The sequence below is a fragment of the Streptomyces yongxingensis genome (assembly GCF_055597465.1).
This window is the reverse complement of sequence record NZ_CM145717.1, coordinates 8,845,905-8,867,299: the sequence shown is the minus strand read 5'-3', so window position 1 is coordinate 8,867,299 and position 21,395 is coordinate 8,845,905. Positions and strand designations below refer to the sequence as shown.

Annotated in this window: 18 protein-coding genes and 2 pseudogenes; 12 read left to right on the top strand and 8 right to left on the bottom strand. The window is 70.0% G+C overall.

The genetic code is table 11. From position 1 onward, the window contains the following. Positions 1–20: 20 nt before the first annotated feature. Entirely contained in the window at positions 21–893 is an 873-nt protein-coding gene (locus ACZ6TD_RS38065; RefSeq protein WP_471345388.1) for a TauD/TfdA dioxygenase family protein, read from the top strand. Between the two features lie 39 nt (positions 894–932). Here the strand turns inward: ACZ6TD_RS38065 and ACZ6TD_RS38060 are convergent, their stop codons facing one another. The 4 genes and pseudogenes from ACZ6TD_RS38060 to ACZ6TD_RS38045 all read right to left on the bottom strand — a co-directional run bounded on the left by ACZ6TD_RS38060 (position 933) and on the right by ACZ6TD_RS38045 (position 6,272). Next, positions 933–2,066: a glycoside hydrolase family 53 protein gene (locus tag ACZ6TD_RS38060; protein ID WP_471345387.1), complete on the bottom strand. Its 1,134-nt coding sequence runs from the start codon at positions 2,064–2,066 to the stop codon at positions 933–935. Then, a complete protein-coding gene (locus ACZ6TD_RS38055; RefSeq protein WP_471345385.1) occupies positions 2,063–4,468 on the bottom strand; it encodes a glycoside hydrolase family 44 protein in 2,406 nt (801 codons plus the stop codon). Before ACZ6TD_RS38055 ends, ACZ6TD_RS38060 begins: the two co-directional genes overlap by 4 nt. Before the next feature lie 262 nt (positions 4,469–4,730). Further along, positions 4,731–5,080, bottom strand: a pseudogene (locus ACZ6TD_RS38050) (3-keto-alpha-glucoside-1,2-lyase-like domain-containing protein); the annotation flags it as partial. Positions 5,081–5,234: 154 nt separating this feature from the next. Next, entirely contained in the window at positions 5,235–6,272 is a 1,038-nt protein-coding gene (locus tag ACZ6TD_RS38045; RefSeq protein WP_471345383.1) for an Lrp/AsnC ligand binding domain-containing protein, read from the bottom strand. Between the two features lie 116 nt (positions 6,273–6,388). Between ACZ6TD_RS38045 and ACZ6TD_RS38040 the strand changes: the two genes are divergently transcribed. From ACZ6TD_RS38040 to ACZ6TD_RS38010, 7 genes are all read left to right on the top strand, one after another. Then, complete coding sequence (locus ACZ6TD_RS38040) at positions 6,389–7,939, top strand: AbgT family transporter (RefSeq protein WP_471345381.1); 1,551 nt, start codon at positions 6,389–6,391, stop codon at positions 7,937–7,939. Between the two features lie 33 nt (positions 7,940–7,972). After that, positions 7,973–9,127 carry a M20 family metallopeptidase gene (locus tag ACZ6TD_RS38035; RefSeq protein WP_471345380.1) on the top strand — a complete coding sequence of 385 codons (1,155 nt, stop codon included), beginning with the start codon at positions 7,973–7,975 and terminating at the stop codon, positions 9,125–9,127. A 235-nt stretch (positions 9,128–9,362) separates the two neighbouring features. Next, positions 9,363–9,866, top strand: coding sequence for an RNA polymerase sigma factor (locus ACZ6TD_RS38030; RefSeq protein ID WP_471358415.1), 504 nt, complete (start codon positions 9,363–9,365; stop codon positions 9,864–9,866). After that, positions 9,863–10,681 (top strand): zf-HC2 domain-containing protein, encoded by an 819-nt coding sequence (locus ACZ6TD_RS38025; RefSeq protein ID WP_471345378.1) that lies wholly within the window; start codon positions 9,863–9,865, stop codon positions 10,679–10,681. Before ACZ6TD_RS38030 ends, ACZ6TD_RS38025 begins: the two co-directional genes overlap by 4 nt. 20 nt (positions 10,682–10,701) lie before the next feature. Next, entirely contained in the window at positions 10,702–11,511 is an 810-nt protein-coding gene (locus tag ACZ6TD_RS38020) for an ABC transporter ATP-binding protein (RefSeq protein ID WP_470009002.1), read from the top strand. Next, on the top strand, positions 11,508–12,905 hold the full coding sequence (locus tag ACZ6TD_RS38015) for a hypothetical protein (protein WP_471345377.1): 1,398 nt from the start codon (positions 11,508–11,510) through the stop codon (positions 12,903–12,905). The genes ACZ6TD_RS38020 and ACZ6TD_RS38015 overlap by 4 nt, the downstream gene beginning before the upstream one ends. After that, a complete protein-coding gene (locus ACZ6TD_RS38010) occupies positions 12,902–13,477 on the top strand; it encodes a hypothetical protein (protein WP_471345375.1) in 576 nt (191 codons plus the stop codon). Before ACZ6TD_RS38015 ends, ACZ6TD_RS38010 begins: the two co-directional genes overlap by 4 nt. A gap of 148 nt (positions 13,478–13,625) precedes the next feature. Here the strand turns inward: ACZ6TD_RS38010 and ACZ6TD_RS38005 are convergent, their stop codons facing one another. Beyond that, the gene (locus ACZ6TD_RS38005) at positions 13,626–14,363 is read right to left on the bottom strand and encodes an NADPH-dependent F420 reductase (RefSeq protein WP_471345373.1); all 738 of its coding nucleotides are present in this window, start codon (positions 14,361–14,363) and stop codon (positions 13,626–13,628) included. A 149-nt stretch (positions 14,364–14,512) separates the two neighbouring features. On the opposite strand from ACZ6TD_RS38005, the gene ACZ6TD_RS38000 reads away from it, so the two are divergent. Beyond that, positions 14,513–15,361, top strand: coding sequence for a LysR family transcriptional regulator (locus ACZ6TD_RS38000; protein ID WP_471345371.1), 849 nt, complete (start codon positions 14,513–14,515; stop codon positions 15,359–15,361). 115 nt (positions 15,362–15,476) lie between these two features. Here ACZ6TD_RS38000 and ACZ6TD_RS37995 read toward each other — a convergent pair whose 3' ends face one another. After that, positions 15,477–16,973 (bottom strand): sensor histidine kinase, encoded by a 1,497-nt coding sequence (locus ACZ6TD_RS37995; protein WP_471345369.1) that lies wholly within the window; start codon positions 16,971–16,973, stop codon positions 15,477–15,479. Then, positions 16,960–17,640 (bottom strand): response regulator transcription factor, encoded by a 681-nt coding sequence (locus ACZ6TD_RS37990; RefSeq protein WP_471345367.1) that lies wholly within the window; start codon positions 17,638–17,640, stop codon positions 16,960–16,962. The genes ACZ6TD_RS37995 and ACZ6TD_RS37990 overlap by 14 nt, the downstream gene beginning before the upstream one ends. Positions 17,641–17,767: 127 nt before the next feature. Between ACZ6TD_RS37990 and ACZ6TD_RS37985 the strand changes: the two genes are divergently transcribed. The 3 genes from ACZ6TD_RS37985 to ACZ6TD_RS37975 all read left to right on the top strand — a co-directional run bounded on the left by ACZ6TD_RS37985 (position 17,768) and on the right by ACZ6TD_RS37975 (position 20,404). After that, positions 17,768–19,297 carry a glycosyltransferase family 39 protein gene (locus ACZ6TD_RS37985; RefSeq protein ID WP_471345365.1) on the top strand — a complete coding sequence of 510 codons (1,530 nt, stop codon included), beginning with the start codon at positions 17,768–17,770 and terminating at the stop codon, positions 19,295–19,297. Positions 19,298–19,613: 316 nt separating this feature from the next. Beyond that, the gene (locus ACZ6TD_RS37980; RefSeq protein WP_471345363.1) at positions 19,614–19,934 is read left to right on the top strand and encodes a hypothetical protein; all 321 of its coding nucleotides are present in this window, start codon (positions 19,614–19,616) and stop codon (positions 19,932–19,934) included. Between the two features lie 92 nt (positions 19,935–20,026). Next, the gene (locus ACZ6TD_RS37975) at positions 20,027–20,404 is read left to right on the top strand and encodes a nuclear transport factor 2 family protein (RefSeq protein WP_471345361.1); all 378 of its coding nucleotides are present in this window, start codon (positions 20,027–20,029) and stop codon (positions 20,402–20,404) included. Positions 20,405–20,476: 72 nt separating this feature from the next. On the opposite strand, the pseudogene ACZ6TD_RS37970 reads toward ACZ6TD_RS37975, so the two are convergent. Continuing rightward, a pseudogene (locus ACZ6TD_RS37970) lies at positions 20,477–21,243 on the bottom strand (helix-turn-helix domain-containing protein). Positions 21,244–21,395 lie beyond the last annotated feature (152 nt).

Genomic DNA, 21,395 nt, shown 5'->3' with positions numbered 1-21,395 from the left:
TCTTCCCTTTGGAGATTGACATGGAGTCATACGAACGCGAAGCACTGGAAGCGGTGACCACGCGCCCCGCGTACCCCTACCGCACGCTCACCGTCGAACGGATCACCCCCGTTCTGGGGGCGGAAGTCTCAGGCGTCGACCTGTCGCAGGAGATCCCGGCGGGGCAACTGGAAGAGATCCGGACCGCCTTCCGCGACTACCATGTCCTCGTCTTCCGCGATCAGACGATCACCGCCGAGCATCACAAGCGCTTCGCCGCCGCCTTCGGCGAACTGCGCCCCGTCAACCCGCCGCCACCCACGGGCGATCCCTACATCCTGGAGATCCGCACGACGCCGGCCGCGGCGGACGTGGCGGGCAACGGCTGGCATGCGGACGGCACCGCCGACGCCGAACCGTCGCTGGGGTCGATGCTCTACATCACCGAGGTACCCGAGCCGGGGTGCGGCGGCGACACCCTCTTCGCCAACATGCACCTCGCCTACGACATGCTCTCACCGGCCATGCGCGCGGTGCTGGACCCGCTGACCGCGATACACGACGGCGCGCAGGCCCTGGCGGGATACACACCGCCCGCGGACTACGTCATCCCCAAGAGCGAACACCCGCTCATCGCCCGGCACCCCGAGACCGACCGCAAACTGCTGTACGTCAACAAGGCATACACCAGCCGCATCCCGCAGCTCTCCGCCGACGAGAGCCGGGCCCTGCTCGACCTGCTCTTCGACCTCGTCGCCCGCAGGCCGGTCCTGCACTGCCGCGTCCGCTGGACCCCGGGCACGCTCGTCTTCTGGGACAACCGGTGCGTCCAGCACCATGCGACGTACGACTACTACCCCTACGCACGCTACGGCCAGCGCGTCGCCATCAACGGCGGTCCCATCAAGGGCTGATGTCCTGAACAGGTGAGACGTCGTGCACGGGCCCCGGTGCTATGCGGTCCATCTGATCGTGGGGTTCAGTCGCCCGGTCCAGTTGAAGACGGCCATGTTGTCCCAGCCGTCCCCGCTGTTGTCGATGTCGGCCGGATCCCAGCCGTTGCCCGGGACCGCGTACCAGGTGGGCTCCCAGTAGAAGACGCCGATCGCACCGGCGTTGCGGGCGGTGTTCTGTACGTCGGTGAAGTTGGCGGCCTGGCCCGTCCAGGTGAGCGGATAGCCCGAGCAGCCGGAGGTGACCGAGTTGCCGGTGCTGTCGGCGTTCGCCGTGGTGAAGGGGTACGCGGTCTCGGCGATGACCACGTCCTTGCCGTACCGGGACCTCATGTCGGCGACGACGTCGTACAGGGTGGACAGCGTGCCGTGCCACATGCAGTAGTACGACAGCCCGGTGATGTCCCAGCTGACGCCCTTCGCCTTGATCCCGTCGTAGAACCAGCGCGCATGGGCGTCGCTGTCCGCGTTCGCGGTGTGGATGATCACCTTGGTGCCGCCGTTGCACGCCTTGGTGGCGTCTGCGCCCGCCTTGAGCAGGAGGCTGAGGTTGGTGAAGTCGTTGTTGACCACCTTGCCGTCGTTCCACAGCATGCCCACGTTGATCTCGTTGCCGATCTGCACGCTGTCCGGGGCGGTGCCCTGGGCCTTGAGGCTGTTGCAGACGTCGTACGTGTAGTTGTAGACGTCGGTCTGCAACGGGCCGATGCCATGGCTCGCCCAGGCCGCGGGCTTGCGCTGATTGCCCGGGTCGGCCCAGGTGTCCGAGTAGTGGAAGTCGACCAGCAGCTTGAGGCCCTTGGCCTTGACCGTCTTCGCGTAGGCCAGCACCTTGGCCTTGTTGTTGTAGCCGCTGGCGGGGTTGTTCCAGACGCGCAGGCGGACGTAGTTCACCCCGGCGCCCTTGAGGATGTCGAGCGGGTCCGCGGCGTTGCCGTTCGCGTCGTAGTACGTGGCGCCGAGGTCGAGGGCCCGCTGCGCGGTCGACACATCGGCGCCGCGCATGCTGAGCGCGTTCGCGGCGGACGCTTCGGCCGGCCCGGTGAGCAGGGCCGCCACCAGGGCGATCACGGTGGCGAGCAGGGCGATCCCGAGTGTGCACAGGCGCCCGGGGCCGGGTCGGCACACGGTCACCGCGTCCTCCTCCGATGCGGCACCGCGGCCGCGCCGGGCGCGTGGCCGACCGGGGCCGCGATATGGGCGGCGGCCACGGTGCCGGGGGCGGTGCAGGGCTTGCCGTTCAGGGTGAAGTCCCGCGGCGCGGGGTTGCCGCCGGTGTAGGCGCCGTTGAAGCCGACGGTGGTGGAGCCGCCGGTGGCCAGGGTGGCGTTCCAGCCCGCGTCGTCGACGGTGACCGCGGTGGCGTTCTGGCGCCAGGTGCCGTTCCAGCCGGCTGCCACCTTCTGGTTACCGGTGAAGGAGAAGGCGAGACGCCAGCCGTTCAGCGCGGGGCCCTTGTTGGTGATCGTGAGGGTGGACGTGAAGCCGGTGCCCCAGTCGTTGCCCACCGCGTAGCCGACCGTGCAGGTGGCCGCCGGGGCATCGGCGGTGGTCACCCTGACCGGCGCCGATGGCGGGGAGCTGCGGCCCGCGGTGTCCTTGGCCACGACGCGGAAGGTGTAGGCGGTGGCCGGGGACAGTCCCGTGACGGTGGCGCTGGTGGCGGGGGCGTCGACCGTGGCGACCGGGGCTCCCGTGGTGTCGCCGGAGTACACCTGGTAGCTCGCCACCGGGGACGATCCGGCGGTGGACGAGCCCCAGGTGAGGGTGGCCCGGTCGGAACCGACGGCGGTGGCGGCCGGGGCGCCGGGCGCGGTGGGCGGCTTCGCCTCGGAGGATCCGGCGGGCAGGACGTACTCGGTGATGGAGTAGGCCGGGAAAGTGGCGGTGAAACCGCCGTCGGTCAGCGGCTGATCGGCCAGGTGCTCGATCGCGGTGACATCGTCCTGGCCGTACCGGTAGACCTGCGCCGAACCGCCCGGCGCGGTACTGCCGGTGACGGACACCGGGGCGGTCAGATCACCGGTGGTCTTGTTGACCACGATCACGGTCAGCGCCTTGTCGCCGCTGCGCTGGGCCGCGTAGACCGCGAGCTTGTCCTGGTCGGCGCTGGCGGCGTGGACCGCGGTGTCGCCGAAGGAGCCGCCGTTCCCGTCGTAGTTGCGGAACATGCGGAAGGCGAAGGCGCCGGGCTCGGTGGACGTCGGCGGATCCCACAGGGTGGCGAGGTCCAGCCCCTCCCGTCCGAAGATGCCGAGCACATCGGCCTGGGCGAGGGCCCCGTTGATGTGGTCCAGCGCGCCCCAGTTGTACTCGGTGATGGCGAGCTTGGTGCCCGGATAGTTCTCGTCGACCAGGGAGCGCATGCGCGGGATGAACTGGACGGGCTGGTCGATCCAGCTCTCGTCCACGTACGTGGGGTCCCACAGCTGCCGCGTGGAGCGCAGCCGCAGGGCCTGGGTGGCCGCGTCCACGTTGCCGCCGAACACCCCGGTCTGCTGGGGGTAGATGTGCTCGTCGAAGTAGTCCAGGATGCGGCGGTCGTGCGTCTGCTCGTACGCCTTCATCTGCTGGAGGTACCAGGGGGCGAACAGCTGTCCGCCGTGGGCGGCCCGGTCGGGCGGGTTGGACCAGCAGTCGCCGCCCTTCTCGTTGCAGGTCTTCTGGTCCAGGCCGGAGTAGACCAGGGAGTTGAAGCCCCAGCCGACCGGGCCGAGGGTCTTCGCCCCGGGGTCGGCGTCCTTGATGGCGGCGGCGGTGGCGTAGGTGCTGTCGCGCATCTCGTCGTAGCCCGTGCCCTCCGGGTGGACGTCCCGGTGGGTGCTCCACCACAGGTCGGGCTCGTTGTCGAGGTTGTAGAAGCGGACGCCGCCGCCGTCCGCGGCGCCGTAGGTGCGGTTCAGGTACTGCACCCAGCCCTTGGTGAACTCCGGACCGGCGGGGACGCTGGTTTCGGCCGGGTCGTTGCCGGTGACGTTCGTACCGTCGGTCTTCACACCGTTGCCGCAGTCCGGGCGCCACTGGGCGTCATTCGCCTTCTGGGGGCCGTACTTGGCGATGCTGAAGCCGCAGGCGGCGTTGCGCGCCGCGGTCGTCCAGCCGCTCATCGGCACGGTCAGCACGGTGTCGGTGCCGGTGCGGCGGTTCTGCTCGACGAACTTGTCGGCCTCCGAACCGTTCGGCAGGTCCGCGGTGCCGTTCTCGTAGTACAGGTTCTCGAAGTACCAGTCGGCGCCCGCGTTGTACGCGTCGAGCTTGTAGTTGTAGCGGGTGGTGGCGTTGCCGCCCCACCGGCGGACCGGCAGGCGCAGTTCCTTGGCCAGTGCCTCGTCGGCGAAGTTGATCCCGTAGATGTGAGGGTCGATCGCCTTGCGGCCGGTGGTGGTGTCGACGCTGAGGGCGGGGCCTTCCGGGGCGGCGGAGGAGGCGGCGGGCCGCGCTCCCCCGCCCGGTAAGGCGCTCGCCTGGTCGGGACCGGCCAGACCGGCGGCGGCCACCAGCAGCACGACGGCCGCCGGCGCGGCTCTCGGAGTCATGCGCCTGGGTCTCGGAGTCATGCGCGTGGGTCTCCTTCTCAACAGCCGTGCCGACGACGGGGACAGGACGACGGGAACAGGGGTGGGAGCGCTCCCACCCTGCGCATCGTCAGTGAGCCCCGCGAGAGTGTCAACCGTCTCGACCGAAAACCCTGCGACCCCTTGCCCCCCCACGTGTCACGGTCGCGCCTCCTCGCCTCGCGACCCGCACGCACCCTCCGGGGCAAGGATGTGGTCAGTCCAGCGGTTCGGTCCAGAGGTTCTTGGCGTCATCGGTCTTCCGGTCCGCGGTGTCGAAACGGGCCGCGCGGAAAACGATGTCGTACGCCTGCCATGGAGGTAGATGCCGCTGTTCCCGCGGTCTTGCCCGGTGACATCGTCCGGCAGCTTCGGCACCCGGAATTCGGCGTGCAGCCTGAAGTCACCGAAGGCCAGTTTGGTGCGGATGGCGCCGCAGCACACCTCGATGGCGTCCTCGGCGGAGTGCGGCCATTCGACGCCGCGGCCGTCTGGGTGCTGCCAGGTGGTGGAGACGCTGCCGCCGGAGAACAGGTCGATCCGGCTGCCGGGTCTGCGCACCTCGATCATGTCGAGGTTGACGTGGCCGGTGTCCGCGGGGTGCAGAAGCCGTCGGCGAAGCCGCCGCCGGTGTAGCCGGCGTGCTCGGTGTCGATGTCGGCTCCGCCGGTCAGGCGTGCCGGGCCGTGTGGCGGCTGCGGATGGGTGAGGCGGTGGGCGAGGTAGCGCTCGCCCTGAGCCGACCTCGTTATCGGGTCTTCGGCGACAGGATGTCGTGGGCCCGGTGTCCCAGTACGAGGTCGTCGTCGCGGTCGATCCACTGGCGGCGCACGACGGACAGGGCGATCAAGGTGTTGAGGCCGTTGAGGCCGGGGAGTGCGCCGAGGTCGTCGGTGACGAACCTGGACAGGTGGTCCTCGTCGGTGAATACGCCGTGGTGGAGGATCGAGGCCGGTCCGGCGGTCATGACGGTGAACCGCGCGCAGGAGTGCTCACCGAGCGCGGTCAGCACGGCGGGGATGTGCCGCGGCTGGACGTCGAGGGTGAACAGCGCGGTGATCGGGAACCCGAGGACGGCCGGTTCGATCTCCACCCGAGGGCGGACGGCACCCGATTCCAGGAGCGACTGGATCGTCCGGTAGGCGGTGGATCGGCTGACGTCGAGTTCGCGGGCGACCTGCGCCGCGGAGATCCGGCTGTCCTCGACCAGCAGCTTGAGGGTCCGGAACTCGATCTCGTTGAGGGGCCCGACGCTGGTGGGGGCCGCACCGGGGAGGGCGTCGGCCTGCTGGAGCAGCTCCTCCGTCTGCCGGGGGGTGAGCCGGTCGAGCCGCCAGGTGAACGCTTCGCGGGCGGAGCGCAGTACCAGGTGCGACTGGATGGACGCGATGCCGGGGATCTCGGGCAGCGTCCGGGTCAGCAGGCGGCGCGGGTCCGTGCCGGGCAAGGGATAGAGCGTGCAGTAGATGTCCGAGTCGCCAGTGGTGGTCATGAGCGACTGCGCCTGCGGCACCTTCTGAATGGCCGTCGCGACGTCGACCGTGGCGCCCGGCCGGCACTTGATCCACACCACGTAGGGATTGCCGGTGGTGAGGAGCGACCAGTGCACGGTGCCGATGAAGCGCAGGAGCCGGAGCTGCTGCAGCCGCTGGATGCGCCGCCCCGCGGTGCTGGCCGAGGTTCCCAGGATCTCGGCGACCATGTTCAGCGGCGCTCGGGGCGCGATCTGCAACGCAGCCACCAGATCGAGGTCCGCGTCGTCGATCCCATGCTCCATCTCTCGCATGCGGACAGCCTACACAGAGCGATTTTGTCGTCAGGCATTTCATGCTTGACACAAAGAAGCATCACACTGTCTGATGACGAGCCATATCGCCACTGATCAGCAGCGGGAGGGCTCTCATGACCGAGGTGACGACGAAACGACGGCGTTCGCCGACGACGGTGATCCTGCGTGTGCTGGACTTCGTGGACCGAGCGGGGAACAAACTGCCGCACCCGTTCTGGCTGTTCGTGATCCTGAGCGGGCTGATCGTGGCGGTGAGCTGGCTGCTGGCCACGCTCGACGCCTCGGTGGTCTCACCTGCGGACGGCAAGGTCATCGAGGTCAAGAGCATCGTGTCCGACGCCGGCGTGAAGATGGTCCTCGGCGACCTGATCACGAACTTCGTGAACTTCCCGCCGCTGGGGCTGATCGTCGTGGTCATGCTCGGCGTCGCGATCGCGGACGGCACGGGGCTGCTCCCCGCGCTGATGCGCGCCGCGCTCACCCGGGTCCCGGCCAAAATGGTGACCTTCGCCGTGGCGCTGACCAGCATGTTCTCCCACGTGGCCGGAGACGCCGCGTTCGTGGTGATGATCCCGCTCGGCATGATCGCGTTCCGCGCGGTGGGCCGCAGCCCGATCATCGGTGCGGTGGTGTCGTACGTAGCCGTGGGCGGTGCGAGCAGCGTCAGCCCGGTGATCGAAGGATCCGACGCGATCTTCGCCGGCCTGACCACCTCGGCGGCACACACCATCGACCCGTCCTACTCGGTCACCCCAGTGTCGAACTGGTACTTCTCCGCAGCGTCCTGCCTGTTGCTCGCGGTCGTGATCACGCTCGTCACCGAAGCCGTCGTCGCGCGCCGGGTCGCCGCGATGAACGCCACCGAGCCGGAGCTGACCGACGTCGACGAGCTGCCCGACATGTCCCTGTCCCCCGACGAGCGCAAGGGTGTACGCCGGGCGATCGCCGCCGGAGCGCTCTACGTGGCCGCGGTGGCCCTCGCGATGCTGCCCGTCGGCTCGCCCCTGCGCGGCGACGGCGGTTCCATCGTGGAATCGCCGCTGCTCGACAACGTCGCCGTGGTGCTGATGGTGTTCTTCATGGTCATCGGCATCGTGTACGGACTGACCGTGCGCACCATCACCGCCGCGCAGGACGTCCCGGACCTGATGGCACGAGGGCTGCGCGAACTGGTCCCGGTCCTGGTGCTGTTCTTCGCGGTCTCGCAGTTCCTCGGCTACTTCAAGTGGACCAACCTCGGACAGGTCATCGCGATCAGCGGCGCCCGGGTGCTCGAATCGCTCGGCGCGCAACCCGTGGTGATCTTCGTCTGCGCGGTGCTGCTGATCAGTCTGCTCAACCTGTTCCTCACCAGCGGTTCGGCGATGTGGTCGCTGGTCGCGCCGGTCCTGGTGCCGATGCTGATGCTGCTGAGCATCCGGCCGGAGACCACCCAGGCGCTGTTCCGCATCGCCGACGCGCCCACCAACAGTCTCAGCCCGATGAGCCCGTACTTCGTCATCGCGCTGGGGTTCATCCGCCGCTACCGGCCGTCCGCGGGGATCGGCACGTTGATGTCCCTGGTCCTGCCGCTGGCCGTGGTCAACCTCGTCGTATGGCTGGCGATGTTCCTCGCCTGGTACGCGTTGGGCATACCGCTCGGCCCCGGCGTCTCCATCCGGTAACTCCCCTCACCCCCACACACATTGGAGCACCCCTTGTCCGCGAAGCCGTTGTCCACCTGGACCCGAACCCACCTCGACGACCTGATCGCCGATCTGTCGGCGCTCGTCGGCCTCGAGTCGCCCAGCACCGACAAGGCGTTGCTGGACACCACCGCCGCCTCGATCAGGTCCTGGGTGGAGGACCGGCTCGGCCCGCCGGCCGAATGGATCCGCCACGAGCAGGTGGAGCACGGTGATGTGCTGACGGCGACGTATCCCGGCACCCCGGGGAAGCCGGTGCTTCTGATCTGCCATTACGACACGGTGTGGCCGGCAGGCACACTGGCCGGGTGGCCCTTCACCGTGGACAACGGGACAGCCAGGGGGCCGGGTGTCTACGACATGAAGGCCGGGCTCGTCACGGGAGTCTGGGCGCTGCGGGCCCTGCGCGCCCTGGGGCTGCCCCACCCGACGGTGACGTTCGTGTTCACCGGTGACGAGGAACTCGGCAGCCCGATGTCGCGGCCCCTCATCGAAGACGCGGCACGCGACTGCGCGGCGGCGCTGGTACTCGAACCCGGAGTCGGCTGGGACGCCAAGACCGAACGCAAGGGCGTCGGCACCTTCACCATCACCACTACCGGCATCGAGTCCCACGCCGGCAACGACCCCGCGGCCGGCGCCAGCGCGGTCCACGCGCTCGCCGAGCTGGTCACCCGGCTCGCCGCGGCGGCGGACCCCGATGCCGGGACCACGATCAACATCGGCACCTTCCAAGGCGGCACCGCCCGTAACGTCGTCGCGGGCCGCGCGCACTGCCTCGTCGACGTCCGCATCAGCCGGCAGGACGAAGCCGACCGTGTCGACGCGGTCCTGGCCGCGCTCCGGCCCAGCGATCCGCGCATCGATGTGCACGTCGGCGGGGAGTGGAACCGCCCGGCGATGCGCCTGACCCCGGCGAGCGAGGCCCTGTTCGGCCTGGCGGACGAGGTCGCCACCGAGCTGCGCGGGCCCCTCGAGCCGATCAGCGTCGGCGGCGGCAGCGACGCGAACTTCATCGCCGCGCTCGGCGTCCCGGTCCTCGACGGGCTCGGCTGCAGCGGCGCGGGCCCCCACGCCCGCCACGAACACGTGATCGTCGACGACATCCCCGACCGGGTCGCGCTCGTGGCGGGCCTTCTGCACCGGATGGCCGCCGCAGCCGTTTGACGCCTCCTCGTGTCCACGGAGCCCTCACTTTCGTCCAACCATCGTCGCGTCGCGGACAGCCACACGGATCTGGGCTCGGTGGACGGCGTTCCTCTGCTCATGTTCTCGCGGGGCCCCGTATGTGACGGGGATCACTCCGGACCGAAAACCTGGCGTCCGTGCTCGACGTCTTGCGGGTGTGAGATCAGGCAGGAAGACATCGGGCGAACTGGACGAGGAGCAGCTCGTCCGGCTGGTGGCCAGAGGCGACCGTGCCGCGTTCGAGGAGCTGTACCGGCGTACGTCGCCGTGGATGGCGGTGCGGCTGCGCCGCCGCTGTGCGGACGAGCAGATCGTCGCCGAGGTCATGCAGGAGACGTATCTGGCGGTGTGGCGCGCGGCGGGTGCGTTCATCGGGGCCGCGGCTGGGGGAACCGCCGTCGGCTGGCTGTGGACGATCGCGGCGCGTCGGCTCGTCGACGCGTTCCGGCGCAGGGCCCACCACGCGGAGCCGCCGCCCACGGCTGCCCCGCAGGCCATGGCGCCCGCCGCCGAGGAGGAGGCGCTCGCGACCACCGTCGGCGGTGAGGTCGGGGACGCGCTGCGGCGCCTCGCGCCGGAGCTCAGACAGGTACTGCAGGCCATGGTGCTCGACGGGCTGTCCGTCCGGGAGACCTCCGTCTTGCTGGGATTGCCCGAGGGCACGGTCAAGACCCGTGCCCGCCGGGCCCGGATCGAGATGCGGAAGGCACTGGCATGAGTGTGGAACACGCGTCGATTCGGATCATCGACGGTTACGCCCGCGGCGACACGGACCTCGCCGCCGACGAGGTTTGGGCCCTGGAAGCCCATCTGGAGGCGTGCCGGGTGTGCCGTGACCGGCTGTCGGCCTCCGTTACGGCGCAGGCGCCCGCCGTTGCGGCGCTGGTCGGCACGGTGTGGTCCGACCTCGAACCCCGGCTCGCCGGCACCGCCCCGGCACCGCGTCGACGGCGCTGGTCGGCGCGGCTGTCGAGGTGGATGACGCCCGTGATGGTGCCGTGGCTGGCCATGGTCGTGGGGGTGACGCTGCTGGCGTTGCTGCTCGACCTGGCCGACACCGGCTCCGGCGAGGTGTCGCTGGTGCTGCTGCTCGCCCCGGTCCTGCCCGTGCTCGGCGTCGCGGCGTCGTGGTCGCGCGGTCTGGACCCGGCGTACGAGCTGACGGCCTCCGCGCCGAGGGCGGGACTGTACCTGGTGCTGCGGCGTACCGCGTCCGTGCTCGCCGTGGTCGTCCCCGCGTTGCTGCTGGGCGGATGGGTGACGGGGGTGACGGCCGCGCAATGGCTGCTGCCCTGTCTGGCCTTCACCTCGACGACCCTGGCGCTCGGCGGTGTCGTCGGTGTGACCCGCGCCGCCGCCTGGCTGGTGGCCGGGTGGGCCGCTGGGGTCGTGGCACCGACCCTGGCCGCCGGCCGTACGACCTTCGCCCTGGCGACGGACGGTCTGCCCGTGTGGGGGCTGATCCTCGCGCTCGGCATCGGTGTCGTGATCGCCCGCAGGGGCGCGTACTCCGTGCTGGGAGCCCATCGTTGACCATCGGAAAGGAACACCACATGATGCCCGCGGTGAGCGCGGCCGACATCGCGCCGACGCCCTACGCCTGGGAGATCCGGGCCACCGGGCTGAAGGTCAGGGTCGGCAGAAACCAGATGGCCGTCGACGGGCTCGACCTGTCGCTGGGCACCGGCGTACACGGCCTCCTCGGCCCCAACGGGGCGGGCAAGAGCACCCTCATCCGGGCTCTGGCCACCGTACTGCGCCCCGCCGAGGGCACCCTGGAACTGCTCGGCGAGTCCGCGGGCGGCATGGGCGAGCACCGTGCGCTGCGCCGACGGATCGGCTACCTGCCGCAGGAGTTCGGCTACTACAAGCGCTTCACGGTCCGCGAGTTCGTCGAGTACATGGCGTGGCTGAAGGAGGTGCCCAAGGCGGACATCCCCGCGGCGGTGCAGCACGCCGTGGAGCGGGTGGGCCTGGCCGACCGTGCCGACAAGCGGATGAAGACCCTGTCCGGCGGCATGGTGCGGCGGGTGGGCATCGCCCAGGCCATCGTCAATGACCCGTCGATCCTGCTGCTGGACGAGCCCACGGCCGGCCTGGACCCGGCGCAACGGCTGCGCTTTCGCGAGCTGCTGCAGGAACTGGGCAAGGACACCTGTGTGGTCGTCTCGACCCACCTCGTGGAGGACGTGGCCGCCGCCTGCACCGACGTGGTGCTCTTCGCCGAGGGCCGACTGGTCTTCCAGGGAACCCCGGACGACCTGGCCGCGGCGGGCGGCCCCGAGCACGTGGGCGACAGCCCGCTGGAGCGCGGCTACTCGGCACTGCTGCTGGGCCCCGGCCAGGGAAGGGGCGCCTGGTGAATACGCGTGTCCTGCGAACCGAGCTGAAGCGCTCCGTCGCCCCCTGGGCCGGCGCCGTGGTCCTGACGAGCGCGCTGGCGTTCCTGTACCTGGTGGACGCCGAATGGCGGAGGGGCACTACGGCGTGGACCGCCCAGTGGACCTCCCTGGCCCTGTGGACCCGCTCCCTGCTGTTCTACCTGTGGCCGCTGGCCGTGGGGCTCGGCGCGTTGCAGGGCCTGCGTGACCACCGCTCGAAGATGTCCGAGCTGCTGACGACCACATCGCGTCCCGCCTGGCACCGCGCCGCCACGCTCGCGGGCACGATGGCGATCACCCTGGCCTCGGCCTTCGCGCTGCTCGTCCTCGTGGGCGCGGTCCAGGTGCTCGCCAACGCCGAGTACACGCACCTCGGATGGCTGCCGATCTCGCTGGTGGGGGCACTCTCACTCGTCGCGGGAGCCGTGCTGGGCATGGGGGTCGGGCGCGCCCTGCCATCCGCGCTCACCCCGCCGCTGCTGGCCATGGGCGCCTTCGCGTTCACGGCCCTCATGCACATGTCGCTCGGCCGGACGGAGACGGACACGGCGACAGGGGTCCCGAGCACCGAGCCGAACCAGGTCTCGCTGCTGTCACCGGCGGTGGACGAGGTGCGTGACGCGCTCGTCACGCTCTCCGCCTCCGTGCACGTCGGGCAGACGATCTGGCTGCTCGGCCTGGCCGCGACGGGCTTCGCGCTGCTGGTCGCCGCGACCCCGCGCACCCGGCTGCTCGCCCTGACGCCCGTCCTGGCGGGCGCGGCCATCGCCCTGCTCGTCCTCCCCTCCGACCCGCGCCGGATGTATGTCCTCGACAAGGCCGCCGCGGAGTTGGTGTGCGATGGCCCGGTATGCGTGACCAGGACCCACCAGGCACGACTCACCGACCTCGCGAGTCACGGCAAAAAGGCGCTGCGCCTGCTGCACGGTGCCCTGGGGGGCCGGGCGCCGGTCTCGGTCCGGGAGAACACCGCCGTACAGCCGGAGGGTTCCACGCCGCGGTGGTCCCGCAAGACCGTCCTCATCGACTTCGACGACGACATCATCGCCACCGCGAAGGGCGAGGAACTGACCTGGGCCCTGATCGCCAAAGGCATGGTGCCAGGGTGCTCCCCCGTCGGCTGGAGCGGCACGGGAGGAGAGGACATCGCGCGAACCGTCGCGGCGGGCTGGGTCCTCGGCGACCTCAGGTCGCTGCCCGGCCAGGAGTCGCCAAACCTGCGCCGCGAGGTCGACCCCCAGGCCCGCGCGGTGTGGAAGGACCTCGACGTGCTGCCACGGGCCAAGCAGCTCTCGCGGATCAACGCGATGCGCGCCGCCGCGCTCTCCTGCAGGGGAGACGCACTCGACGCGCTGACCGGAGGTGCGTACCGATGAGATGGCTGACGCTGTACGCACGCTCGCGTCAGGTACCCGCGGCACTCGCCGCGGTGGTGATCACCACGGTGACGGTGTGGGCACTCGCCCGGGACGGCAGCGGGGGGCCGGGCGATCCGCGGCCGACCGCGCTCGTCCTCGCCGCGGGAGCGATGGCGGTCTCGACCGGGCTCAGCGGGCAGGACCTCGCGCTGGACCGGACGGCCGCGATCCGCTGGGCGCCCCGCAGGGCGGTGCACGTGCTGCTCGCCGGCGCGGTCGTCGCCTTGGTGCTGCTGGCGGTGCAGGCGACGGGGAAGGACCTGGCCACCGCCGCGTTCGTCGTGCGGGACAGCGCGGGCCTGATCGGGCTCGCCGCCTCCGGGGCGGCGGTGTGCGGGGGGCAGTACGCGTGGACGCTGCCGTTCGCCTGGCTCTCGTTCTCGTTCATCGCCCCGCCCCCGACGAGCGTGCCGACGCAGGTGGCGTCCTGGATGCTGCTGCCACCCGGCACGGCGGCGGGCACGTGGACAGCCCTGGTCCTCACGATCGTCGGCACCACGGCCTACGCCGTCGCGGGACCGAGGCGGTAGTCGGTCCGGGCCACCGGACCGGGGCACGGCCATCGTGTGCGCCGCGGACTCGCCGCGGCGCACACGGGGCGATGGTCGGCTGCGGCGGGCCACCAACCGGCCGGGACTCGGGCGCGTCCACGATGGTGAGCACCTCGATCGTCTGTCGCTACATCCGGAAACCTGCGGGGCCGCGTACTGCGGCCGCGGCGAGTTCCTCGACGCGGGCGGCGGGGACGGGGACGGCGTCGGCCTGCTGGGCATAGGCCACGAATTGCTGGGGAGTGAGACCTGGCGGCGGCTGCTCGATATAGGGAAGAACGTACAGCGGGGTGTTGGGTTCGCTGCGCCAGCTCTCGGCCAGCGTGCCGAGGTCCACTGCGTCGAAGCCGAGAACGTCCAGCAGATCGGCCACCTCCTTCTTGGCGGTCGCATCGTCGCCATGCAGCGGCAGTGCGGTGCGGTCGTCGGCTCCGGCGGGGCGGAACATCTCCAGCAACGCCTTGGCGCCGTAGTTGTGCAGAGCCTTCACCACTCGACTGTCCGCGAGGTGGCGCTGCACCAGTTCACTGGAGGTCAGCTCGTTGCTGTCGAGTTCCGGAATCGAGAAGCCGGGATATATCGCGTAGTTCATCGGGTCGATCACGGTCTTGCCGGAAAGCTCTGCTCGGGGCAGGCGCTCATGCTGTGCCAGCGGCACGGCGGCGAGGACCAGATCACCGGCGCTCGCCGCTTCGGCCGGGGTGGCCGCGCGGGCCCGGTCGCCGAGTTCCGCGACCAGATCGGCCAGCGTCTCGGGACCACGGGAGTTGCTCAGGACGACGTGCAGGCCCGCGTCGGCAGCGCGGCGGGCCACCGCGCTGCCGACCATGCCGGTGCCGATGATTCCCAGGGTTACCTGGCTCACTTGTGTATCTCCGTTCATGTCTTTCCACCTCGCGGCAGCCGGTGATCGGGCCGCTGTGGAGGTCTCACATCCATCACAGCGGCGATGGCCCCGGTGAACAACGATCAGAATCCTCCAGCAGCGATCACACAATGTGATAGATCAGAGAGATGGAGCTGAGGGCACTGCGGTACTTCGTGACCGTCGCCGAGGAACTGCACTTCGGGCGGGCGGCACAACGGCTGAGCATCGTGCAGTCAGCGGTGAGCCAGCAGATCACCCGACTCGAACGCGAACTCGGGGTGCGGCTGCTGGAGCGCACCTCGCGGCGGGTGCGGCTCACCCCGGCCGGCGAACGGGTGCTCGCCACCGCCCGTGAGACCCTCGCCGCGGCGGCCCGAGTACGGGTAGTCGCCGGAGAACCAGCCGCGGTGCTGCGGATCGGGACGGCGTCCTGTGCCACCTGGCGGCTCGACCGCGCGTTGGACCGCCTGCGCGTGAGTGAACGCCCTGCCGAGCCGAAGCTGATCGATCTCCCGGTGACCGCGCGCTTGGCCGCGGTCCGCGACGGTGAGCTGGACCTGGCGCTGGTACGAGGCGCGATCGCCTCATCGGCGATGACGGTGGTGCGTGCGTGGTCCGAGCCGGTGCACGCCGTGCTCGCGCGCGACCACCCCGCTGCCGGCACGTCGGCGATCGGCCTGCATCTCCTTGATCCACGCGGGCTGCGGCTCCCCGCCCGCGAGAGCGACCCGCCACTGCACGATGCGCTCCTCGCCGCTCTGCCCGTGGCCCCGCTCCGCCCGCCCGCTGGGGACCTGTCCAACGTGCTGTTCGAGGTGGGCCGTGATCCCGAGGGCTGGACGCTGATGCCGGCCGAGCAGCTCACCGGGCCCCGTTCCGAGCGGTTGCTCCATGTGCCGTTCGATCCGCCCGTGGCCGTCGACGGCCATGTAGTCACCTCACTGGCCACACCGAAGCCGTGCGTGGCGTCGTATGTGGCCGCGTTCGCGGACTGAACTCCCGGCTTCGCGGGCGCGCGATGATGCTGCTGGCCTCGCCAGGTCTTCAGGCGTGCGAAGGCGTGTTCGCAGACGGCTCGTTCGCCGTCGAGGGCTGCCGCGGTGAAGCGCGTCATTCCTCGGCTGGGGTGGAGGCTCGGGGAAGGCGTAGCTGGAAGCATGCTCCGAGGGTCCGGGGGGTGAGGGTGAGGGTGCCCCGGTGGCGGTGGGCCAGGTCGCGGGCGATGGCGAGGCCCAGTCCGGTGCCGCCGTGGTCGCGGGAGCGGGCGTCGTCGAGCCGGACGAAGCGTTCGAAGATCCGCTCGGCGTCCTCGGCGGGCACGCCCGGTCCGTCGTCGTGCACCGTGAGGACGACCCAGTCGTCCTGGTTCCGGATGGTGATCTGGATGCGGTGTGCGGCGTGGCGGGCGGCGTTGTCGATGAGGTTGCGCAGCAGCCGTTCGTATTCGTCGGGGTTTCCGTGTGCGTGTGCGGGGGCGGTGCTGTCGCAGGTGAGAGTCAATGGCCTTTCGGCGAGGGGGTATTCCTCGGTCAGCCGGGAGGCGAGGGCTGTCAGGTCGACGGTTTCGGGGCCGGCTGTGGGGGTGCGGGTATCGAGACGGGCGAGGAGCAGCAGGTCTTCGGCGAGGGACTGGAGGCGGCGGGTCTGTCGTGCGGCGGTGGTGGCCGCGGCGGGCCAGTCGGTGCGTTCCGGGTAGGCGAGCGCGACTTCCAGGCTGGCCAGCAGTGTGGTGAGGGGACTGCGCAGTTCGTGGGCGGCATCCGCGACGAAGCGGCGTTGCTGGGCGGCGGCGTTGTCGAGGCGTTCGAGGGTGGTGTTGATGGTGGTGGCCAGGGCGGTGATCTCGTGTCCCGTGGCGGGGACGGTGACGCGTTCGCGGGGGTCGCTCGCGGTGACCGAAGCGGTGAGGACGCGGATGGCTTCGACCGGCCGCAGCGCGACGCGGACGGTGAAGTAGGCGATGGCGGCGATCAGCACAAGGCCGACGAGACCGGCCCGCAGCAGCAGGTCGTCGGTGGTGCCGGCGATCTCCTCGGCTGTGTCCGGGAGCACCACCACATAGGCCCGCAGCGTGGCGCCAGCGGTGACGCCCAGGGCGGCGGCCTTGTCCTTGCCCAGTTCACCGGCCCAGATGTCGTTGTACAAGACCAAGTAGGTCTTGCCTGCCAAGTCGTATCCGTACTCGGGGTTGTAGTCGCGGCGCTCCGGTATGCGGAGGGGCCGCATCGTATAGCCCCCGCCGTCACCGTCATCCGGTGTCGGGGCGGAGAGCGCGGGTGGGGCGGGCAGCACATGGCGGGCGCGGGGATCGAAGTCCTGCATGGCTCCGCCGGAGGCGACAGCGGTGCGTCGGCCGGTCGCGACGACCTCGTACGGCGCGGCGCTTCTGGGACCGGGAACCGAACCATCCCTCAGCTGATGGACGAGAGCGGCGAGATTCCGCTCGGCACGTTCTTCGGCGATGGTCATGCTCTCGCGGTAGACCTCATGGTGCACCCACCAGCCGATGCCGACCAGGACGACGGCCGCGGCCAGGGTGGCGGCCAGGGCCGTGCGGGCTCGTACCGAACGCGGCCACCAGCGGCGTCGCGGCTCAGTCGCGTTCACGGTCGTCCACCAGTCGGTAGCCGGTACCCCGTACGGTCTGCAGGGACTTCCGGTCAAACGCGGCGTCCACCTTCTTGCGGAGGGCGCTGACGCGCGCCTCCACCAGGTTGGGATCCCATGCTTCGTCGGGCCACGCGTGATAGAGCAGATCCGTTTTGGAGACCGCCTGGCCCGCCCGGCGGGCCAGCAGCTCCAGCACGGCGAACTCCCGGGGTGTGAGTTCCACCCGGACCCCGGCCCGGCGGCATACCCGGCCGGCGACATCCAACGAGAGGTCACCCACGGCAAGGACGGGCGGGGCGACCGTGGCGGCTCGTCTGACCAGGGCCCGCAACCGTGCGACGAGCACCGTGTAGGAGAAGGGTTTGGCCAGGTAGTCATCGGCCCCCGTGTCCAGGGCCTCTGCCTGATCCCACTCCCCGTCCTTGGCGGTGAGTACCAGGATCGGGGTCGCGTTGCCCTCCCGGCGCAACTGGGCGCAGACCTTGTAGCCGTTGAGTCCGGGCAGCATCAAGTCCAGTACGACAAAGGCGTATTCGCCGGTCCGGGCCATCCACAGTCCGTGTCGGCCGTCATGGGCGAGGTCGACGCTGTAGCCCTCGGCGGTCAGACCGGTGTGCAGGGTGTGGGCAAGGTCCACCTCGTCTTCGACCACCAGGATGCGCATGTGGTGCAGCCTCGCACAGCGCGGGCCCGCCTTCCTGATCGGCCGGTCAGGTTGGGTCAGCAACCGGTCAACGAGGTCCCGGCACGCTGGCGGAGTTTTTCGCCACCGCTGAAAGGCCCTGTCGCCGATGTCCCTTGATGAACGTGCCCCCACCATGGTCAGGACGGTTTCCCCTCCCGTACCCGCCCGTCGACAATCACCGGGCCCGGCCAAAGCCGCTGTCGTCATCGCGCCCTTGTCGCTGGCCATCGTTCTGGGGCTCTGGGGTATCCGCAGGCAGAACACCATGTGGGGGGACGAATCCGTCACCTATCAGCTCGCGCACCGCGATCTTTCGCAGATATGGCTCACCGCCCAGCATATTGATCTGGTCCATGCCCTCTACTACGCCGTGATGCATGAGATCTTCGGCCTCTTCGGCGGGGGGCTGCTGACGTTGCGGCTGCCGTCCGTGCTGGCGATGTCCGTGGCGGCGAGCGGAGTCGGGCTTGTGGGGCTACGCCTGGCGGGACCCCGTGCCGGGCTGCTGGCCGGGCTGGTGTTCGCGCTCCTTCCCCAGGTGCAGAAGTACGCGCAGGAAGGCCGCTCGTATGCCATGGTCTGTGCCCTGGTCACCTGGGCCACCTATGCGCTCGTGGTCTGCGTCCCGCATCGCGCCCGGTGGCGGTGGGCGGTCTATGGCTCCACCATGCTGCTGGCCTGTCTGCTCCATGAGTTCGCGGTCCTCGCCCTGGTCGCGCACGGCGTCACACTGGTCATCTCCCGTGTTCCCCGACCGGTGCTGCGGGCATGGAGTGTGACTGCCGCGGGCGTTGTGGCCGGGCTGTTGCCGCTGGCGATCCGTAGCGCGGGGCAGACGGGGCAGGTGTCCTGGATCGGCGGACCGGTGCGGCTCCGTTATCTCCTGGTGGTGGCTGTCGTGGGCGTGACGTGTGCCCGAGCGCCCCTAGGAGGGAGGGGGCCCGTGCGGCTTTCCGCGCTGGCTGTGCCGATCCTTGTGCTTCCGGGCCTGCTGCTGCTGATCACCTCATTGGTCAAGCCCCTCTTCGTCGACCGGTATGTGCTCTACAGCAATATCGGAATCGCCTTGCTGCTGGGCGCCTGGATGGACTACTTCCACCAGCGGCAGCAGTCTTCCCGCAACGCGTGGATCGAGTGGACCGCGGCGGTTGCCGTACTGGCCGCGCTCGTCCAGCCGAGCCTGGCGCTGAGGACGCCCCAGAGCCGGAGCAACGACGTCACCGCCATCGGCGCCGCCGTACGCAAGGAAGGCCGTCCCGGCGACGGGCTGCTCTATCTCTCCGGCCAGCAGCGGATCTTGACTGCGGCCAGCCCCGAGGACACCCGTTTCCTGATGGATCTCGCCCTGGCACAGGACCCCGTTTCCTCGAACACACTTGCAGGTGTCGAGCTTCCCGCCCAGGACATAGCGGCACGCATGCTGGAATTCGACCGGATTGTCGCGGTCCGCGCGGTGGGTGTGCACTCGCCGACCGACTCGCAGGAGGAAGCGAAAACAAGCACCCTGCGGCGCCACTTCCGCGAGTACGGGACAACCCGTGTCAACGGGGCGCGAGTCACCGTCTATGTCCGGGACCACGGCCCGTCTGCGAAGGACGGTCCTCGATCCAACAGCCCGGGAGCGAGCGGTGGGTGATGAGGTGACCGCGACTGGTGCCGGCCCGGCCGGCACCACCGCCGTCACGCTGTCTCGATCCGGAAGCCACGGACCTTGACTTGCCGGTCGCTGCTGCCGTGGGAGGCTGCGGCTGTTCTTGGCCGCTGCCAACTCATCGCGACCGCGGGCGGGCGGCGCCTGCGATTCGCCCGCCACCGGCCATGGACAACCGGCGCCCACCCGATGCGACGAGCGGGCCGCCTCCCGGATGGGGGGTTCTTGGCTTCGGCCGTGAGGTGTTCGGCGGGGCTCCTACGGTTCCCTGAGGGTGTCTGACCGCCGGGGAGGGGAAGGCGTGTCGTCGCTGGAGAAGATCGCAGGTCGCCGGGCTGAGCTGGACGAGCTTGCCGAGTCGCCGGCCAAGCAGTTGGCCGAGGTGGACGCTGAGCAGGAGGAACTCACGGTCGCGGAGCGGGTACTCCGCCGGCTGCACGAACAGGAGGCGGAGGCCGCCGGACAGGACGCCGGTTCGCCGCAGCAGGCGCAGATCGTCCACGCAGACCCTCACCTTCCTGACCGGGCTGCTGTCCGCCCAGCTGAAGAAGATCCGCTCGCGATGGCGCAAGCGTCCGGCCGGGACGATCGCGGTGATCGTGCTGGCCGCGCTGCGGCATGACCAGCGGCTAGTGCTGTGACCGGGATGGTTCACCGTGATCGGAAGGCGGCTCGCGGGACGAGCGCACCCGAAACGCCTGGTATTACTGGGGCATGCAGGAAGAAATTGCACGCTCCGCGATCGACACGTTCATCTCCGCGTTCAACGCCTCGGACGACAGCTATGTGACCGCCCTGCTCTCCCAGGCTCTGACCTCAGACGTGGTCTTCTGGGGGCCGTTGGGTCGCAGCGAAGGAATCGCGGCGGTCGAGCGGTTCGTGCTGGACATCCGGCGCCACCCGGCGGGGACCGGCACGATGGTGCGCTGCTCGGCGGTGGACATGCCTGACGAGTGGGCCCGGTACCAGTGGGTCTTTACCACGCCGGATGGAGGTCCCCGCCTGGCGGGAACGGACGTCGTCCATCTGCGGCGGAGCCTCATCGACCAGGTCATCGTCTTTGCGGGGGAGATCGAACCGTCCGCCCCCTGAGTCATCCTTCTGTCGCTGTCCTTCTCCTGAACTTGCCCCCTTCGGCGCTCGGGGGCTGCGGTTCGCGGTTGGTCAGGCTGCGGTGTTGAGGGGGCGCCCGCCCCAGCGGATGCCCTTCTCGCTGCGGACGCGGGCGCGTTCCTTGCGTTGGGCGGTGAGCACGTCGGGGTGGCGGGCGTTGGTATTGCGCCAGCGCAGGTAGCGGTGCAGTGCCTGGGTGTGCGCGGGGTGGCTGCGGTGGTGGGAGTTGGCCAGGGTGAACTGCCGCAGCGGGCCGAAGTGGGCCTCGATCGGATTGGCCCAGGAAGCGTAGGTCGGGGTGAAGCACAACTCGACCTTGTTCGCCCACGGAGTAGCAGCCGTGGAAGTAGGTGACGCCGTGAGTGCGGCGGTAGGTCGCCGGCAGCCGGTTTGGCTTGCCCTGCTTCGCCCAGCAGGAGCCCGCGGTGGGCCGGATCCCCAGGGGCCCGAAGGTAGGCGGCGAGATTGCGGATCGATCAGCGGGTGAAGGGTTGGCCGAGCCTGGTGGGGCGAGTGGTGGCCGTCCGGCTGACGAAGTCCTCGTCCTCACGACTGAGCAGGCGGGGACGGCCTCCCGCCCACTGAGAGTCCAGGCAGGCCAGGCCGATCTCGTTGAAGCGATGGATCACATCGCGCACGGTGTCCTCGTCGGCCTGGACCAGCTGGACGATCACCGGCACCCGGTTCCCGCCCGCCGAGGCGAGCAGCATCATCGCGCGCCGGTAGCGCACCGAACTCGTGCTGCCCCTGCGCATGATCTGCTGCAGCTTCTGCCCCTCCTGGTCGGTCAGTCTGCGTACACGGACAGGCTCGGCCACCGGGCCTCCAGCGATCGGATCGGACGTCGCTGCACATCCAATCGCCACGACCGCCAACCCGGTGAACCTATGCGGTCACAGCACTAGCCGACCTGGCCGGCGGCAACGGCCTCTCGCGCACCACCGTGGACCGGTGGGGAGACGATCGACCT

Excerpts from the sequence above, each read along its gene's own strand:
- ACZ6TD_RS38000 (WP_471345371.1), top strand. The coding sequence starts at position 14,513 with ATGGAGCTGAGGGCACTGCGGTACTTCGTGACCGTCGCCGAGGAACTG.
- ACZ6TD_RS38055 (WP_471345385.1), bottom strand. The coding sequence starts at position 4,468 with ATGACTCCGAGAGCCGCGCCGGCGGCCGTCGTGCTGCTGGTGGCCGCC.
- ACZ6TD_RS37985 (WP_471345365.1), top strand. The coding sequence starts at position 17,768 with ATGTCCCTTGATGAACGTGCCCCCACCATGGTCAGGACGGTTTCCCCT.
- ACZ6TD_RS38040 (WP_471345381.1), top strand. The coding sequence starts at position 6,389 with ATGACCGAGGTGACGACGAAACGACGGCGTTCGCCGACGACGGTGATC.
- ACZ6TD_RS37975 (WP_471345361.1), top strand. The coding sequence starts at position 20,027 with ATGCAGGAAGAAATTGCACGCTCCGCGATCGACACGTTCATCTCCGCG.
- ACZ6TD_RS38010 (WP_471345375.1), top strand. The coding sequence starts at position 12,902 with ATGAGATGGCTGACGCTGTACGCACGCTCGCGTCAGGTACCCGCGGCA.
- ACZ6TD_RS38020 (WP_470009002.1), top strand. The coding sequence starts at position 10,702 with ATGATGCCCGCGGTGAGCGCGGCCGACATCGCGCCGACGCCCTACGCC.
- ACZ6TD_RS38025 (WP_471345378.1), top strand. The coding sequence starts at position 9,863 with ATGAGTGTGGAACACGCGTCGATTCGGATCATCGACGGTTACGCCCGC.
- ACZ6TD_RS38065 (WP_471345388.1), top strand. The coding sequence starts at position 21 with ATGGAGTCATACGAACGCGAAGCACTGGAAGCGGTGACCACGCGCCCC.
- ACZ6TD_RS37990 (WP_471345367.1), bottom strand. The coding sequence starts at position 17,640 with ATGCGCATCCTGGTGGTCGAAGACGAGGTGGACCTTGCCCACACCCTG.
- ACZ6TD_RS38045 (WP_471345383.1), bottom strand. The coding sequence starts at position 6,272 with ATGCGAGAGATGGAGCATGGGATCGACGACGCGGACCTCGATCTGGTG.